This is a genomic window from Synechococcus sp. F70.1 (assembly GCF_047502745.1).
Taxonomy (GTDB): domain Bacteria; phylum Cyanobacteriota; class Cyanobacteriia; order Thermostichales; family Thermostichaceae; genus Thermostichus.
Genome location: NZ_JANSJL010000029.1, coordinates 32,424 through 46,844, shown reverse-complemented (window position 1 = coordinate 46,844; position 14,421 = coordinate 32,424). Strand labels below are relative to the sequence as shown.

The following is a 14,421-nucleotide window of genomic DNA, read 5'->3' as shown; positions in this document are numbered from 1 at the left end:
CCGGGATCTTTCTGGAGCTGAGCTGCTGCCTCTTCCCTCCCTTCCTCTAGCCATGCCTGCCCCAACGCCACTCTTTTGGCCAATAATGGCAACTTGCCTCCGGAACCTCAGTTTAACAAAGCACCCCCTGGCCAACCCAGCCATAGCCGGGGGGAACCTGCCCTGCTGTAGAGGAAGCAGATTCGGAGGGGGGCTGGTTGGCTATCCTGAAAGTAGGCTTTTGGGAAGAACTTTCCAGCTCCTGCGCTTGGTTCCCCACCCCACCGCTGGAGCTGGGGGAGGCGACGATGGCTAACTACAACCGCGGCATTATGCAGTTCAAGGGGGCGGATAGCCCCATTGTGGTGCTGATCTCAGCCAGCGTTGTGGCGGGGGTCGTCTCGGCCTTGATCTGGTGGGCCCTGCACTTTGCCTACGCAGCTTGAGATGCCATCTCTGCAACCCGGGGAGGTGGAGGTAGAGGCGGCAACCGTCGAGGGGCAGCGACTGGGCTGGGAAGAGGCAGTTCAGCAGCGCCTGAGGCGTTCTTTGCTGCAGTGGTACCGCAAGGAAGGCCGGGATCTGCCCTGGCGGCGCACCCGAGATCCCTACGCCATCTGGGTAGCGGAAGTGATGCTGCAACAGACCCAGGTGGCTACCGTGATCCCCTACTTTCAGCGCTGGATGGAGGCTTTGCCCGGGATCCCCGACTTGGCGGCAGCCTCCCAAGAGCAGGTGCTGAAATTGTGGGAAGGCCTGGGCTACTACCGGCGGGCGCTAAATCTGCACAAAGCCGCTCAAATCCTGATGCGGGAACATGGAGGGCAGTTTCCCCGCGATCTGCAGCAGGTGCTGGCGCTGCCAGGGATCGGGCGCACAACGGCTGGGGGCATTCTCAGTGCTGCCTTTGACCTACCCCTGCCGATTTTGGAGGGGAACGTCAAGCGGGTGTTGGCTCGCCTGGTGGCTTTGCCCCAGCCACCAAGTCGCTGCCTGCCTCTCCTGTGGCGGCTTTCGCAGCAATTACTGGATCCCGAGCAGCCGCGCACCTTTAACCAGGCTCTGATGGACTTGGGCGCTACTGTCTGCCGGCCCAGGCGGCCTCGCTGTGGTCAGTGCCCTTGGCAGGCCGATTGCGCCGCTTACCATCGAGGTCAACAGCACCACCTGCCTATGGCTGAACCCCGTCCCTTGCGCCCTCACAAACAGATTGCGGTGGCCATTGTCCTGCGGGAGAACGAGATCCTCATCGATCGGCGCCCGGAAAGCTCGATGCTCAGCGGCCTGTGGGAGTTCCCCGGTGGCAAGATCGAGCCGGGAGAAACCCCTGCGGAGTGTGTGGTGCGGGAAGTGAAAGAGGAAGTGGGCATTGACATCGCAGTGGTAGCGCCGCTAGCCACCGTTGAGCATGCCTACACCCATTTCACCATCACCCTCATGGCTTTTATCTGCCGCTATTTGGGCGGAGAAGCTCAGCCTTTACAATGCAGTGAAGTCCGCTGGGTCAAACCGGCAGAGCTGTCGCAGTTTCCTTTTCCAGCAGCTAACCAAAAGCTATTTCCCTACCTGTACACTTGGCTAGAAGAACACGGGCTTTACGTGGAGCCCAGAAGATCTTCGCTGGGATGATACCTAATTGCTGCAGTGAGGCGCAAATATGCTGGTCACTTTGGAGAAAGCAGGGGAGATTCTCGCCAAGGGATCCCATACGGCCATTCCGACCACCGATGGCAAGGTCGCTCTGGTGCCTAAGGGAAAAGAAGACCTCAAGCTAACAGCCACCGAAGCCATTAACTTGATGTTTTACGTCGTTCGCTCCACTGAGCCTCCGGAAAAGGTGATGGTGCAACTGCAGGAAGCTGTGGCCAAAGCACAAGCCCCCGATCCCGCCGAAGAGCGCGCCAGAAGATATCGGGAAATCCGCGGCGTCTAGCCGGAGGGGGCGCACGCATTTTGGCCTAGAGGCGGCTGCGCAGTTTGTAGCTCTCTAGAGTGTTGGCCAGCAGCATGGTTACCGTCATCGGCCCCACGCCACCCGGTACGGGTGTGATGGCGGCAGCCCGCTCTTTGACTGCCTCGTAGTCCACATCTCCCACCAACTGCTCCGACCCGTCAGGGCCTTGGATGCGGTTAATGCCTACATCGACAACCACGGCTCCTGGCTTTACCATTTCTGCCTTGAGCAGGCGGGGACACCCCACCGCCATGACCACAATGTCGGCACTGCGGGTTACTTCGGCCAAGTTGGGTGTGCGGGAGTGGGCCATGGTAACCGTGGCGTCGGCGGCCAACAGCATCAAGCTCAAGGGCTTGCCCACCAGAAGGCTGCGGCCGACCACCACCGCTTTTCGTCCGGCAACCGGGATCCCTTCTGCCTCCAGCAGGCGCATCACGCCTAATGGGGTACAACTGCGCAGGCCGGGCTCGCCGCGCACCAGCCGGCCCAGGTTGAGGGGGTGGAGGCCGTCCACGTCCTTGGCAGGATCGATGGCTAGAAGAGGCGGGATGGGATCCCAGCCAGGGGGCAGCGGCAGTTGCACCAGGATGCCATCGACGCGCTCGTCCTGGTTGAGTTGGGCAATGGTGTCGAGCAGATGGGCGGGGGAGTCCTGGGCGGAAAAATGGCGACCAAAGGAGGCGATGCCCACCCGCTCACAGGCCCGCTCTTTGCCGCGCACGTAGGCAGCACTGGCAGGATCCTCTCCAACTCGCAGCACTGCCAACCCTGGGGGGCGCCCCACCCGCGGGAGCCAAGCTTGCACTTGGGCGGCCATCTCGGCTTGCAGGCGAGCAGCTAAGGCTTTGCCATCCAAGATCTTGGCAGCCATGGAGGGCGCCCCACGAGGTCTTGACAACTTGACTATCTTCAGGAGCTCGGCTCCCTTCGTCAAGCCTTGCTGCCGTCGAGAACCAGCAGCACGGGCATTGATGTCCCTAGAACTCGCGCAGCTCTTCTTCGTCGTCGGGCCCTAGCTGCTCAATGATGATCTCCACCTGCTGCCGTTTTTCCTCCAAAAACTCGGCACAGCGCTTTAGAGTTTGGGCGGCCTGCTGGAAGCGCTCCACCACCTCCTCCAGATCCAGCTCCCCCGATTCAATCTGGGCAATCAAACTTTCCACTTCGGCAATGGCTGCCTCGTAGCGCCAGGGATCCTCACGTTTGCGGCGGCTCATGGCTCTCCTCCACTCGAACCCAGAAGCTTCCCCCGGCCAGCTCTATGCGCAGGCGAGTCTGAGGCGGCAGGCAGGGGTTGCGGACGAGAGATCCCCGCTCGTCGCGCACGAGGGCGTAGCCCCGCCGGAGGACGGCGGCGGGATCGAGGGCTTGGAGGTGCTGCTGGAGAGCTTGGTGGCGCTGTTGCTGCTCTTGAAGGCGATGGCGCACGGCCTGAACTAGGCGCTGTTGCCGTTGCAGTAGGTGCTTCTGGGCCTGGTGCAGCAGCCGCTCGGGATGAATTTGGAGCAGACGGTGGTGGGCATGGTGCAGGCGCTCCTGGGCCTTCTCTAAAACCTGCAGGGTGCAGGTGACCAGCCGCTGCCGGAGCTGGGATCCCTGGCGCTGCAATTCCCGCAGATCCGGCACAACCCGTTCGGCTGCCGCTGTGGGGGTGTGGGCCGCATAGTCAGCGGCGTAGTCCGCCAAGGTCTCATCCCGCTGGTGGCCGATCCCAGTTACCACCGGAATGCGGCATTCGGCAATGGCCCGCACCACCCGTTCATCGTTAAAGCAGGCCAAATCCTCGCCGGCTCCGCCTCCTCGGGCAATCAGCAGCACCTCCGCCCGCCCATCCCGTTCCACCCGGCGAATGGCCCGCACAATGGACTCAGGGGCCGCTTCCCCTTGCACTTGAGCTGGCGAAAACAGCACCCGCAGCCCCGGGTAGCGCTGGTTGAGGGTGCGGCGGATATCTCCCCAGCCGGCGGCGTCGGGAGAGCTGACGACGGCAATGCACTGAGGGTGGGTGGGCAGGGGCCGCTGGTTGTCGAACAGGCCCTCGGCGGCCAGGCGGGCCTTGAGCTGCTGGAATCTCCACGCCAGGAGGCCTTCCCCTGCTGGCAGCAGTTGCCAGATGACCAGGCGGTAGTAGCTGCCGCCGCTGTAGATGCCAACTTGCCCCAGCGCCAGCACCTGTTGACCCACTTTTGGCCAGAAGCTGAGCCGGGCCGTCTGACTTTGCCACACAACCCCCCTGAGGACGTCGCCGCTTTCTGGATCCACCAGGGTCAGGAACAGGTGGCCCGTGTGGTTGCGCTGACAACTGGAGACTTCCCCAACCACCCACAGCCGGGTCAAGTAGGGATCCCCGCCCAGCAGCGACTTGAGGTAGCGGGACACCCCCCCAACCGAGAGGAGGGGAACTTCCTCGCCCAGCAGGGACTCTATCACCTCCTCCAGGTTACTGCGGTTAGCCAGAGCCCTTGCTTGTGGATCGGGATTCGGCATACGCAGCTCCCGAATACCGCTGGGAATGTCCGAGACCCCATCTAGAATAGGCGACGACAAACCAAGGGAGGAGGTGGCTACGGTGACTTTTGCCCATTGGCTGGGGCTGGGGGCGCTGCTGGGCCTGTTGGCGCTGCTCTGGCAGATTCGACAGATCCTGCTGCTGGTGTTTGCAGCCATCGTCCTGGCAGTAGCCTTGGATACTCTAGCCCAGATTCCCCAGCGCTACGGCTTTCGCCGCGGCCCCTCCCTTCTCATCACGGGCTTGACGGTTTTGGTGGGCGCGGTCTTGGTGGGGCTCATCGTGGTGCCGCCTCTACTGGAGCAGTTGCGCCGGCTGTTGACCGACGTGGTGCCTGCGGGGATTGTGCAGGCGCAGCGGCTGTTTGAGAGCCTAATCCTCTTGCTGCCGACCGACCTTGAGCTGCCGACGCTGCGGGAGTTGGCCAATAGTCTTGTGCCCCAGGCCACCGAGTTGGTGCGCCAGGTGCGCGACTTTTTCTCCCAGTCCTTCACTGCTTTCTTTGCCACCCTGCTCAACTTCTTGTTTGTGCTCATCCTCACCATCTTGCTGTTGTTAGATCCCCCGGCCTACAGCCGCGCCTTTGTTTCCGTTTTCCCGGCCTTCTACCGCCCCCGCGTTCGCTACATCCTCAAGCGCTGCGAGCTGGTGCTGCGGGGCTGGCTGGTGGGGTTCTTGTTTACCAGCACCTTGGTGATGGTGCTAAGCGGCATTGGCCTCTGGATTTTGGGTGTGCCCCTGATCCTAGCCAACGCGGTGCTAGCGGGCCTGTTTAACTTCATCCCCAACATTGGCCCCACCCTGAGCGTGGTTGCCCCAATGCTGGTAGCCCTCACCGACGCCCCCTGGAAGTCCCTAGCAGTGCTAGGGCTGTACATCTTCATCCAGCAGCTTGAAAGCAGCGTCTTTACCCCGCTTGTCATGTCGCGCCAGGTGTCGCTTTTGCCCGCCTTGACGCTGATAGCTCAAATCACCTCGGCCTTTTTCTTCGGGGTGCTGGGCCTATTCTTGGCCGTGCCCTTGGCGGCCATCCTGCAGGTGTGGATCCAGGAGGTGCTGATTCGAGATGTGCTGGATCCCTGGCGAGGCCCGCGAGCCCGCCCCTTGCTCCTGTCTGAGCTGGGAAGGGATGGGAGCTCGCCCTCCCGGCAGCCGGAGAGAACAGATCCCAAGCTGCTCCCCCCCTCGGGCGGAGAGGTTTAAAGCGTCAAGCTCCTTAACATTTGTCCTAGAACCGCAAAAGCGCTCCTATAGTGAGGATCCCCCTCTCCGTGTTGGGATGGGAAGCGCCATGTCCCACTTCACCACCCTGCAAGTGCAGATTAAAGATGCCGAGCTGCTGGAAGAAACCCTGAAGGAATTGGGCTACAGCGTGGAGCGGAACGCCAGCCTGCGGGGCTACCTCTGGAACCGCACCCACGCCGACTTGGTGATCCGGCAAAGGAACGGCTTCGACATTGGCTTTCGCCGCAAGGGGGATCACTACGAGCTGGTGGCTGATCTCTGGGGAGCCGGCATCGATCCCCAGACGTTCCTAGCGCCGATTTTGCAGCGCTACGCCTACAAAAGCCTGCTGCGCTCGGCCCAGCAACAGGGCTATGCCATCGAGGCGGAAGAGCGCCTGGAAGATGGCACTATCCGCGTGGTGGTGGGGCGCTGGGTGTAACTGAGCCCACCTCCGCCGATGAACGGCAATCCTCAGCCAGCGGTGGGGTCTAGCCCTCGCCCTTGGGATCTGGTGTTGGGAGGACAAGCTGCCGCCAGCGGTGCCCCGCCTTACGCCTTGGTCTTAGGGGGTCTTGAGGGGGCGCGGCGGCGGCTCACTCGGGGTGAGGAGGCGGTGCGTCTAGCCACCTTGCCCCAGTTGCTGCAGTACGGGCCGGCAGGTCTAGCGGAGCTAGTAGCAGCCCTGGCCGGCAACAGCTCCTGGGCGGTGCGCTTGGCAGCATGGCGGCTGCTCTCCCAGCTCGAGCAACCCGAGGCAGAGGAAGCTTGTCGGACCTACAGCCCCTTTCGGCCGGTGGGAGGAGCACAGGGGGTAATCGCGGCCTATCGGCGCGGGGAGCGAGACTTTGCCTACGCCGACTTGGAGGGAGCGGATCTGCAGGAGGCACGGCTGGGGGGTGCCAACTTCTACGAAGCCAATTTGAGAAAGGCTAACCTGCGCCTTTGCAACTTTAACGGCGCCCACCTGCGCCAAGCGGATCTGCGCCAAGCCAATTTGCAAGGGGCCAAGCTCAGTGGCGCCCTCCTAGAAGGAGCGGATCTGCGGGGAGCCGACCTGAGGGGGGTAAAAGTCAGTGGCACCAGCCTGCGCGGATCCCAGCTTTCAGACGCCACCCACTTGGAGGAGCGGCTGCGCCACATCTGGCAGTTGCAAAACTGGGGGGGAGAGGGGCAGGATCTGGCCGGCCAAGACCTCAGCAAAGCTGACCTGCGGGGGCTGGTGCTGCGGCAAATTTGTCTAAGGGGAGCCAACCTCAAGCGGGCGGATCTGCGCGGATCCAACCTGGAGGAAGCGGATCTGCGGGGGGCCAATTTGCAGCGGACAGATCTCCGGGGGGCCAACTTGCAGAATGCCGACCTAGAGGGGGCCGATCTCCGCGGCGCCGAGCTGCGCCAGGCCCAGTTGCAGGGAGCTAACTTGCGCCGCGCCGACCTCAGCGGGGCTAATTTGGAGCAAGCCAACCTAGAAGGCGCCCAGATCGAGGGCCTCAAGCATAGCGGCGCCCGGATTGCCGGCCTGATCTTCCCCGACGGCACCCCCCTCAAGCCTTGGTGGTGGTAGGCCGACCCTCCCTCCCGAATCCAAAGGAATCCCAAGATCCCCACGCCCTTCTCCAAACCTAGCTCACCATGGGAGTAGAGATACCTAGGGGGTGGAGCTATGGTTTTGGCAGAACAGCTCTCGAGAAAACCGCTCACCGACGAGGAACTGCGCAAGATCGACGCCTACTGGCGGGCTGCCAACTACTTGTCAGTGGGGCAGATCTACTTGATGGACAATCCGCTGCTGCGGGAGCCCTTGAAGCCAGAACACGTGAAGCCGCGCCTATTGGGGCACTGGGGCACTACTCCAGGGCTGAACTTTATTTACGTGCACCTCAACCGCATCATCAAGCGGGAAAACCTCAACGTCCTCTACATCACCGGCCCCGGCCACGGCGGCCCTGCCCTAGTGGCCAACACCTACTTGGAAGGCACCTACAGCGAGGTGTACCCCAACATCACCCAAGATGTCGAAGGTCTGCGCAAGCTCTTTAAGCAGTTCTCCTTCCCCGGCGGCGTGCCCAGCCATGCGGCTCCGGAAACCCCCGGCTCCATCCACGAGGGGGGAGAACTGGGCTATGCCCTGGCCCATGCCTTTGGGGCAGCCTTTGACAACCCCGATCTGCTGGTGGCCTGTGTGGTAGGGGATGGAGAAGCGGAAACCGGCCCTCTAGCTGCCTCCTGGCACTCCAACAAGTTTCTCAACCCCATCCGCGACGGGGCGGTGCTGCCCATTCTCCACCTCAACGGCTACAAGATTGCCAACCCCACCATCCTGGGCCGCCTCAGCCGCGAAGAGCTGCAAAGCCTGTTTGTGGGCTACGGCTACAAGCCTTACTTCGTGGAGGGCTCCGAGCCGGCAGAAATGCACCAGTTGATGGCCGCCACCCTCGACACCGTTATCCATGAAATTCAAGAAATCCAGCACTATGCCCGCAGCAAGGGGGATCCCACTCGTCCCCAATGGCCGATGATCATCCTGCGCACCCCCAAAGGTTGGACTGGCCCCAAAGAGGTGGACGGCAAAAAGGTCGAGGACTTCTGGCGCTCCCACCAGGTACCGCTGGCGGATCTGGCCCAAAAGCCGGAGCACCTCAAGATCCTGGAAGAGTGGCTGCGCAGCTACAGGCCAGAAGAGCTCTTCGACGAAAACGGCCGCCTGCTCCCCGAGCTGCAGGAGCTAGCTCCCAAGGGGGAAAAGCGCATGGGCGCCACTCCCTATGCCAACGGCGGCTTGCTGACGCGGGAGCTGAGGATGCCAGATTTCCGCCGCTACGCCGTAGACGTCCCGCGCCCTGGCACCACGGAAGCCGAGGCCACCAAGGTGCTGGGGCAATTCTTGCGGGATGTGATGAAGCTCAACCCCCACAACTTCCGCCTCTTTGGCCCCGACGAGACGGCTTCCAACCGGCTGGATGCTGTGTTTGAGGCTAGTGACCGCACCTGGGTGGCCCCTATCTACGACTACGACGAGCACCTCTCCCCTGACGGGCGGGTTATGGAGATCCTGAGCGAGCACGTCTGTCAGGGCTGGCTGGAGGGCTACCTGTTGACCGGTCGCCACGGCTTCTTCTCCTGCTACGAGGCCTTCATTCACCTGGTGGACTCGATGTTTAACCAACATGCCAAGTGGCTGAAAACCTCCCGGCACATCCCCTGGCGGCGGCCCATCCCTTCCCTCAACTACCTGCTGACTTCCCACGTGTGGCGGCAGGATCACAACGGCTTCAGCCACCAGGATCCCGGCTTTCTGGATCACGTGGTCAACAAGAAAGCCGATGTTATCCGCGTCTACCTGCCCCCCGATGCCAACACCCTGCTCTCGGTGGCGGATCACTGCCTACGCAGCCGCCACTACGTCAATGTCATCGTGGCGGGGAAACAGCCGGCTCTGCAGTACCTGGACATGGACGCCGCCATCAAGCACTGCACCCAGGGCTTGGGGATCTGGGAGTGGGCCAGCAACGACCAGGGCTCGGAGCCGGATGTGGTCATGGCCTGCTGCGGCGATGTGCCGACGATGGAGACCCTGGCGGCGGTGGACTTCTTGCGGCAGCACCTGCCGGACATCAAGATCCGGGTGGTGAACGTGGTAAACCTGATGAAGCTGCAGCCGCCCAGCGAACATCCCCACGGCATCAGCGACAAGGAGTTTGTCAGTATCTTCACCCCTGACAAGCCCATCGTGTTTGCCTTCCACGGCTACCCTTGGCTGATTCACCGCCTCACCTACCGCCGCCCCAACCACCACAACCTCCACGTGCGCGGCTACAAGGAGGAAGGCACCACCACCACTCCCTTCGACATGTGCGTCCTCAACCAGGTGGATCGCTTTAACCTAGCCAACGATGTATTGGAGCGGGTGGAGCGCTTCAAATACCGACGGGATCACCTCCAGCAGTTGATTCGGGACAAGCTGGTGGAGCACAAGCAGTACATCTGCAAGTACGGCGAGGATCTGCCGGAGGTGCGCAACTGGAAGTGGCCCTACTAGGGGATCCCCCTCTGAGCCGCGGGCAAGCTAGAGTTTTCTTGAGCTCTGCCTGCTAGAGTTTTCCCAAGCTTGGAGATTGAGGGTGTGAGGGGTAGATGGAGGGGGATACCCTTTCCCGGCTGGAGGTAGAGGAGGCGGACTGGGGCGGGGCGGCGCTTACCCTAGTTCTGGGCCTAGCGCTCTCGGCCTTGGTGATGGGAAGCCAGCCCCAGGTGCTTCTTCCCTTTGGGCTGAGCGTGCTGGGATCGGCGGTGCTGGGATCCCTGCTTCTTCCGCTCTTGCGGCGCTGGAAGGCAGGGCAGGTCATCCGCGAGGAGGGACCCCAGTCCCACTACAAAAAAGCGGGCACGCCAACCATGGGCGGCCTTAGCTTTTTGCCGGTGGGGCTGCTGGTAGCCGGAAGCTGGAGCGGCTGGGATCCCCAGTGGCTGGCGGTGGCCCTCCTGACCCTGGCCTACACCTTGGTTGGCTGGCTGGACGATTGGCTGGTCATCCGGCAGCGCTCCAACAAGGGGTTGCCCCCCAAAGCGAAGCTTTTGCTCCAGGTGGGGATTGGCCTGGTTTTTTGCGGCTACTTGGCCTGGCAAGGGATCCCAACGGTTCTCACGCTTCCGGGAATAGGCTCCCTCCCCCTAGGCGGGCTGTTTTGGCCGCTGGCTTTGTTTGTGCTGGTGGGCACCAACAACGCCGTCAACCTTGCCGACGGCATGGACGGCCTGGCCGCAGGGGTGGTGGCCCTTGTCCTGGCAGGGCTGGGGCTGACGGCAACGGATCCCGTTTTGGCGCTCGTGGCCTTTGCCTTGAGCGGCGCCTGTCTGGGCTTTCTGGTGCACAACCACCATCGGGCCCGCCTGTTTATGGGAGATACCGGCTCCCTAGGCCTGGGGGGCGCTCTGGCGGGGCTGGCGCTGCTGGGAGATCAGCTCTGGGCTCTGGCCTGGATGGGCGGGATATTGGTGGCGGAGGCGCTGTCGGTAATCCTACAGGTAGGCTACTTCCAATACACCAAACGCAAGACCGGCCAAGGCCAACGGCTGCTGCGCATGTCTCCTCTCCACCACCACCTGGAGTTGGGGGGCTGGTCGGAGGTGCAGGTGGTGGGGTGCTTCTACGGGCTAACAGCGCTATTGGTGGGGGTGGGCTGGCTCTGCTGGCAGGGGTCTGGAGGGTGAGCCTCTCTAGGGCTGCAAGATCATCGACCAGGAGCCGCTTGCCTCATCCCAAAAAGGCGCCAGCGACTCTCCCACCACATTTGGCCCCCAGTAGCGGCGGGTTCCATCTAGGGTAAAAGCCACCACAACATCGCCGGGGCCAATCTGCAGCGGCTCCTCCCCTAAGCTCAGCAGCAAACCCTGGCTGCCTCCTTCGCCAGGGGCAAAATCCCAGTGAGCCGTTTCGGGGTTGGTCAGCCGACTGCTGCTGCGCAACAAGATCACTAAGCGAATGGGGTGGGGAGTGCGGTTGCCAACCCGAAAGGGGCCGGTGCGAGCGGAGGTGGGGGAAACCGATTTCGAGGTTAGGACAGAGGTCCCCCCCTGCCTAGACGAACTGGGCGGGGATGTGGCAATTAGGGGAGCTGCGATCCCCCTAGGAACAGCCAGACTCCAAGCCAGGGCAGCAGCCAAGCCCAAGGATCCCCGCCGTACGCTAGCCGGCAATGACCTGCCGGCCACTTGGGCAAAGCGCTTTGAGAGGGCGGAAATGGCCATCAGAATTCCTGCCAGCAGGAAGGCTAGGTGTCGGATGGAGAGCGCTACCTCCCCAACTGCTCTCGGGCGGCGTTGCCCTAGGGGGTAGCACGTCTATTCTCTTCCTATTCTCTCGGAAAGCGAGAGGAAAAACAGCTCCCCTGCTAGGGATTGACCGCTCGACATTGCCATCCCTGCGGGCTGCGCTCATAGAGGGTTCGCCGTTGGGGGTAGATTGTATCCCCCCTAAGCTGCAGGTGATCCACCTCCGTTGGATCCAACAGCAGGAGGACAAAAGTGGGCGGCGGCGAAGAGGCCTTTTCGGGGGTTAGCTCGGTAACAAAGGCCTCTGGTGGAGCAAGAGGACCTTTGGGTTCTGGCCAAAACCAGAGCAGCCGTCCTTCTTCTGGGATTTGTTGCCACAACTGTTGCCGCTGCTGCTGCGCTTGCGGATCCGGATGGCCAGCGGTGATGGCTTCCAGGGTGCCGGCGATGCGGAATTGCTCGCGCGTTTTGGCAAAGTACCAGCAGATCTGGGCCAGGGGACAGTGGGCAATCTGGTGGATCTTCTCGCTGCGGCTATCCACCGCCAACTGGATGCGGTCGGTCTCGCCCAGAAACCCCCGGAAGACCACTGTGCGGTTGCGCGGCCGCCCGCAGGGATCCACCGTGGCCAACTGCAAATAGCGTGCAGCCGGGTCGCTGCGGTTGCGGTGCAAGGCCGCTTGGAGCTTTGCTCGCCAGGAGGGATCCCCGGCTGGGCTATCCTTCAACTTGTCCATAGAGGTTCGCAGATGCCCGCCAAGCAAGACTTAACCGCCAGGGGGGAGCCTACCCTTGCGGATCCCTGGACTGCCCTGGCCCGGCGTTGGGATCCAGCGCAGGGGGATGAAAGCGGTGCTCCGGCCAGCCCTCCGCTGCCCCCTCAAACCGCTCTGGCACCGGCTGTTTCATTGGCAGTTTTTGGAACACTAGACTGAGATACTCGCTGTACCACGGCGAGCGGACTTCCCGCACCTTGTACCACACCGAGCGTGACATCAACAGCGTCCGCTCCACCTCCTGGGCTCCCAGCTTAAGCAAGAACTCTTCCCGTTCCGGCTGGTAATCGGTGGAGGCCAACGCCAAAGCCTGCGGCGGATAGGCTTGGGTGAGCTGGGCCATCTTGGCCATGAGCTCTGGGTAGAGCCAGGTGTAGGCGGGGTGAACCGTAAGCTTGGCCACGTGCGGCTGCTGCCCCGTCCGATCCAGCTTGAGGTTGAAATAGCCGATGGCGGTTCTCCGCTCGGGCTCATAGACACACATCTCCAGCCGTTCGGTTTGGCTGACGGCACACCTGGCCTGCTCCAGAAGCCACTCCAGGGGGCTAGTGCGGAAGTCGCCCACGTTGCGGTCGTACACCTGGCGCACCGTGGCCGGCATGGATCCCGTATCCAGTTGGTAGATGGCGTAGGCATCTCGGTTAGTCACCGGCACCAGGTTGGGCAGCTTGGGCTCGTGTTGGCTGAGGGCGGCCAGGATCTCGGGCGGGATCGACCAGTAGGTAATCTGGGCTAGGGGCTGGAAGCCATTGTGCCGGTAGAGGGCTATCGCCCCCTTGTTGTGGATGTTCACCTCCAGAATCCAGGTGCGGGCCTCGCGAAAGTGCTCCATGCAGTGTTTGAGCAACTTAGACCCAATTCCCTGACGCTGGGCCGAAGGCGCCACCGCAATGTGATCCACCCGCCAGGTGCTGCGGGAATGGTTAAAGGGAGAAACCTGAATAACCCCCTGGATTTTGCCCTCCAGCTCCGCCACATGCACGGTAAACATGTGCTGGAAGCGGTTGGGAAACAGGCTTAGGGCTCTTAGAAGCCCGTACCACTGGCGCAGCCTCCGCAGTTGGCGACGAATGTCTACCGAGCGACTGCCATACTCTTCTTCAAAAGCTTGCGCCAAAATCTCCTCCACCGCCTCCAGATCCCCCAGTTGGGCCGGGCGGAGAATCAGCTTGGGAGCCTCGCTGGGGGCTTCGGAATCTGGAGTAGGTTTTACCGTTGTCCTGTCCATGTTAAAGTTCCGGGGGGAACATTCAAAGCATAGCCCAGAATCCTCCTTGGAGGTTGTTGCGGCCCCGAAAAAATTTTTTGTGGTCGCTTGGCCAGTTAGGCGCTGGCATCGAGCAACGCAAAGTTGCTGAAGCTAAAGCGCTTCTCAACAACACCAGCTTCCGTCTCGGTTTGAATGCGCCGCTCGGAGAGGATGTAGTACTTGCCCACTTTGGTGTAGAGGTCTTCAAATTGGCTGCGCCCACCCTTTTGCTCACCGGTCTTGGCGTCGTGGTAGACAGAGTCGTAGCGGTGGGAGAGGTAGCCTTCGCCGGTGTCGTGGCTGCTGAAGGTGTGAATGGTAACCACCACGCCGTGAATGTGCCGATGCACCATGGTAATTTGGTTGTCGCGCACGTGGTAGCGATCCCCCTCGGCTTTGCCTCCCACGAGGATCTCCACCGAGCCATCGGGCAGGATTTGGCCGTAGCGAAACGTGTTTTGGCCGTGGGCTTCGGCAAAGCTGCGGCGCACCCGGTGGACAGAAATCTCCCACATCTGCTCTTGGATGGCTTTCCGAGCTTCCTCATCTTCCACACCGGTTACCGTGGCTTTCAGGTCTGCCCCCAGGCGCACCTGACCCACAAACATGCGCTCTCCATCCCAGTAGGTGACCTCTGCGCTATAGCCCGGAAAGTCGGGATCCCAGGTGTAGCGATTTTCGTAGGCAGCCCGAAACAGTTCTTCGGCAGAAACGCGAGTTGCGGTCATCAGGGATCTCCTTCTTGCAAGAGATTCTCATCACTCTCCATTGTACCGCTCTCCCCTGTTGGGCTAAACCCAGCCGCCCGCGCTGGGAGCCTGCATTCAGGGAAGTGGCTGAGCGAATCCTCCTCTGCCACTATAGGGTAGAAGCAGGGCTGTAGGAACTTCTCTTCCTTCCTCACTCCCGGTTTGGGCCTGCTAGTTTAGCCGCTGCTGTGATCCCCAGAGTATTC

Annotated in this window: 15 protein-coding genes; 8 read left to right on the top strand and 7 right to left on the bottom strand. The window is 61.9% G+C overall.

Annotated features, from left to right (window positions below; genetic code table 11):
- Positions 1–197: 197 nt before the first annotated feature.
- From NW860_RS01925 to NW860_RS01915, 3 genes are read left to right on the top strand one after another with little or no spacing between them, the layout of a single operon-like run.
- Positions 198–425: a hypothetical protein gene (locus tag NW860_RS01925; RefSeq protein ID WP_414406257.1), complete on the top strand. Its 228-nt coding sequence runs from the start codon at positions 198–200 to the stop codon at positions 423–425.
- A 1-nt stretch (position 426) separates the two neighbouring features.
- Positions 427–1,608 carry an A/G-specific adenine glycosylase gene (mutY, locus tag NW860_RS01920; protein ID WP_414512067.1) on the top strand — a complete coding sequence of 394 codons (1,182 nt, stop codon included), beginning with the start codon at positions 427–429 and terminating at the stop codon, positions 1,606–1,608.
- A gap of 28 nt (positions 1,609–1,636) precedes the next feature.
- Entirely contained in the window at positions 1,637–1,912 is a 276-nt protein-coding gene (locus tag NW860_RS01915; RefSeq protein ID WP_414406255.1) for a hypothetical protein, read from the top strand.
- A 25-nt stretch (positions 1,913–1,937) separates the two neighbouring features.
- On the opposite strand, the gene folD is transcribed toward NW860_RS01915, so the two are convergent.
- The 3 genes from folD to xseA all read right to left on the bottom strand — a co-directional run bounded on the left by folD (position 1,938) and on the right by xseA (position 4,483).
- Complete coding sequence (folD, locus tag NW860_RS01910; protein WP_414512064.1) at positions 1,938–2,807, bottom strand: bifunctional methylenetetrahydrofolate dehydrogenase/methenyltetrahydrofolate cyclohydrolase FolD; 870 nt, start codon at positions 2,805–2,807, stop codon at positions 1,938–1,940.
- A gap of 106 nt (positions 2,808–2,913) precedes the next feature.
- Entirely contained in the window at positions 2,914–3,153 is a 240-nt protein-coding gene (gene xseB / locus NW860_RS01905) for an exodeoxyribonuclease VII small subunit (RefSeq protein WP_414395752.1), read from the bottom strand.
- The gene (gene xseA / locus NW860_RS01900) at positions 3,134–4,483 is read right to left on the bottom strand and encodes an exodeoxyribonuclease VII large subunit (protein WP_414512062.1); all 1,350 of its coding nucleotides are present in this window, start codon (positions 4,481–4,483) and stop codon (positions 3,134–3,136) included. The genes xseB and xseA overlap by 20 nt, the downstream gene beginning before the upstream one ends.
- A gap of 13 nt (positions 4,484–4,496) precedes the next feature.
- On the opposite strand from xseA, the gene NW860_RS01895 reads away from it, so the two are divergent.
- From NW860_RS01895 to mraY, 5 genes are all read left to right on the top strand, one after another.
- On the top strand, positions 4,497–5,648 hold the full coding sequence (locus NW860_RS01895) for an AI-2E family transporter (protein WP_414512060.1): 1,152 nt from the start codon (positions 4,497–4,499) through the stop codon (positions 5,646–5,648).
- A gap of 88 nt (positions 5,649–5,736) precedes the next feature.
- Entirely contained in the window at positions 5,737–6,111 is a 375-nt protein-coding gene (locus NW860_RS01890; RefSeq protein ID WP_414512058.1) for a DUF1257 domain-containing protein, read from the top strand.
- Between the two features lie 18 nt (positions 6,112–6,129).
- Positions 6,130–7,233, top strand: a complete 1,104-nt coding sequence (locus tag NW860_RS01885; protein WP_414512056.1) for a pentapeptide repeat-containing protein — start codon at positions 6,130–6,132, stop codon at positions 7,231–7,233.
- Positions 7,234–7,332: 99 nt separating this feature from the next.
- Positions 7,333–9,708: a phosphoketolase gene (locus NW860_RS01880; protein ID WP_414426096.1), complete on the top strand. Its 2,376-nt coding sequence runs from the start codon at positions 7,333–7,335 to the stop codon at positions 9,706–9,708.
- Positions 9,709–9,803: 95 nt separating this feature from the next.
- Positions 9,804–10,880, top strand: coding sequence for a phospho-N-acetylmuramoyl-pentapeptide-transferase (gene mraY, locus NW860_RS01875; RefSeq protein WP_414512053.1), 1,077 nt, complete (start codon positions 9,804–9,806; stop codon positions 10,878–10,880).
- Positions 10,881–10,886: 6 nt separating this feature from the next.
- Here mraY and NW860_RS01870 read toward each other — a convergent pair whose 3' ends face one another.
- The 4 genes from NW860_RS01870 to NW860_RS01855 form a co-directional block, all read right to left on the bottom strand.
- Positions 10,887–11,417, bottom strand: coding sequence for a hypothetical protein (locus NW860_RS01870; protein ID WP_414395738.1), 531 nt, complete (start codon positions 11,415–11,417; stop codon positions 10,887–10,889).
- Between the two features lie 143 nt (positions 11,418–11,560).
- The gene (locus tag NW860_RS01865) at positions 11,561–12,178 is read right to left on the bottom strand and encodes an Npun_F5749 family FMN-dependent PPOX-type flavoprotein (RefSeq protein WP_414512051.1); all 618 of its coding nucleotides are present in this window, start codon (positions 12,176–12,178) and stop codon (positions 11,561–11,563) included.
- A gap of 49 nt (positions 12,179–12,227) precedes the next feature.
- A complete protein-coding gene (locus NW860_RS01860) occupies positions 12,228–13,445 on the bottom strand; it encodes a GNAT family N-acetyltransferase (RefSeq protein ID WP_414395735.1) in 1,218 nt (405 codons plus the stop codon).
- Between the two features lie 95 nt (positions 13,446–13,540).
- Positions 13,541–14,194, bottom strand: a complete 654-nt coding sequence (locus NW860_RS01855) for a DUF3386 domain-containing protein (protein WP_414395733.1) — start codon at positions 14,192–14,194, stop codon at positions 13,541–13,543.
- Positions 14,195–14,421 lie beyond the last annotated feature (227 nt).

Bases quoted from the DNA above. Each gene is read 5' to 3' on its own strand.
- NW860_RS01890 (WP_414512058.1), top strand. From the start codon at position 5,737: ATGTCCCACTTCACCACCCTGCAAGTGCAGATTAAAGATGCCGAGCTG.
- NW860_RS01865 (WP_414512051.1), bottom strand. From the start codon at position 12,178: ATGGACAAGTTGAAGGATAGCCCAGCCGGGGATCCCTCCTGGCGAGCA.
- mutY (WP_414512067.1), top strand. From the start codon at position 427: ATGCCATCTCTGCAACCCGGGGAGGTGGAGGTAGAGGCGGCAACCGTC.
- NW860_RS01855 (WP_414395733.1), bottom strand. From the start codon at position 14,194: ATGACCGCAACTCGCGTTTCTGCCGAAGAACTGTTTCGGGCTGCCTAC.
- NW860_RS01870 (WP_414395738.1), bottom strand. From the start codon at position 11,417: ATGGCCATTTCCGCCCTCTCAAAGCGCTTTGCCCAAGTGGCCGGCAGG.
- NW860_RS01880 (WP_414426096.1), top strand. From the start codon at position 7,333: ATGGTTTTGGCAGAACAGCTCTCGAGAAAACCGCTCACCGACGAGGAA.
- NW860_RS01860 (WP_414395735.1), bottom strand. From the start codon at position 13,445: ATGGACAGGACAACGGTAAAACCTACTCCAGATTCCGAAGCCCCCAGC.
- folD (WP_414512064.1), bottom strand. From the start codon at position 2,807: ATGGCTGCCAAGATCTTGGATGGCAAAGCCTTAGCTGCTCGCCTGCAA.
- mraY (WP_414512053.1), top strand. From the start codon at position 9,804: ATGGAGGGGGATACCCTTTCCCGGCTGGAGGTAGAGGAGGCGGACTGG.
- NW860_RS01915 (WP_414406255.1), top strand. From the start codon at position 1,637: ATGCTGGTCACTTTGGAGAAAGCAGGGGAGATTCTCGCCAAGGGATCC.
- xseB (WP_414395752.1), bottom strand. From the start codon at position 3,153: ATGAGCCGCCGCAAACGTGAGGATCCCTGGCGCTACGAGGCAGCCATT.
- NW860_RS01885 (WP_414512056.1), top strand. From the start codon at position 6,130: ATGAACGGCAATCCTCAGCCAGCGGTGGGGTCTAGCCCTCGCCCTTGG.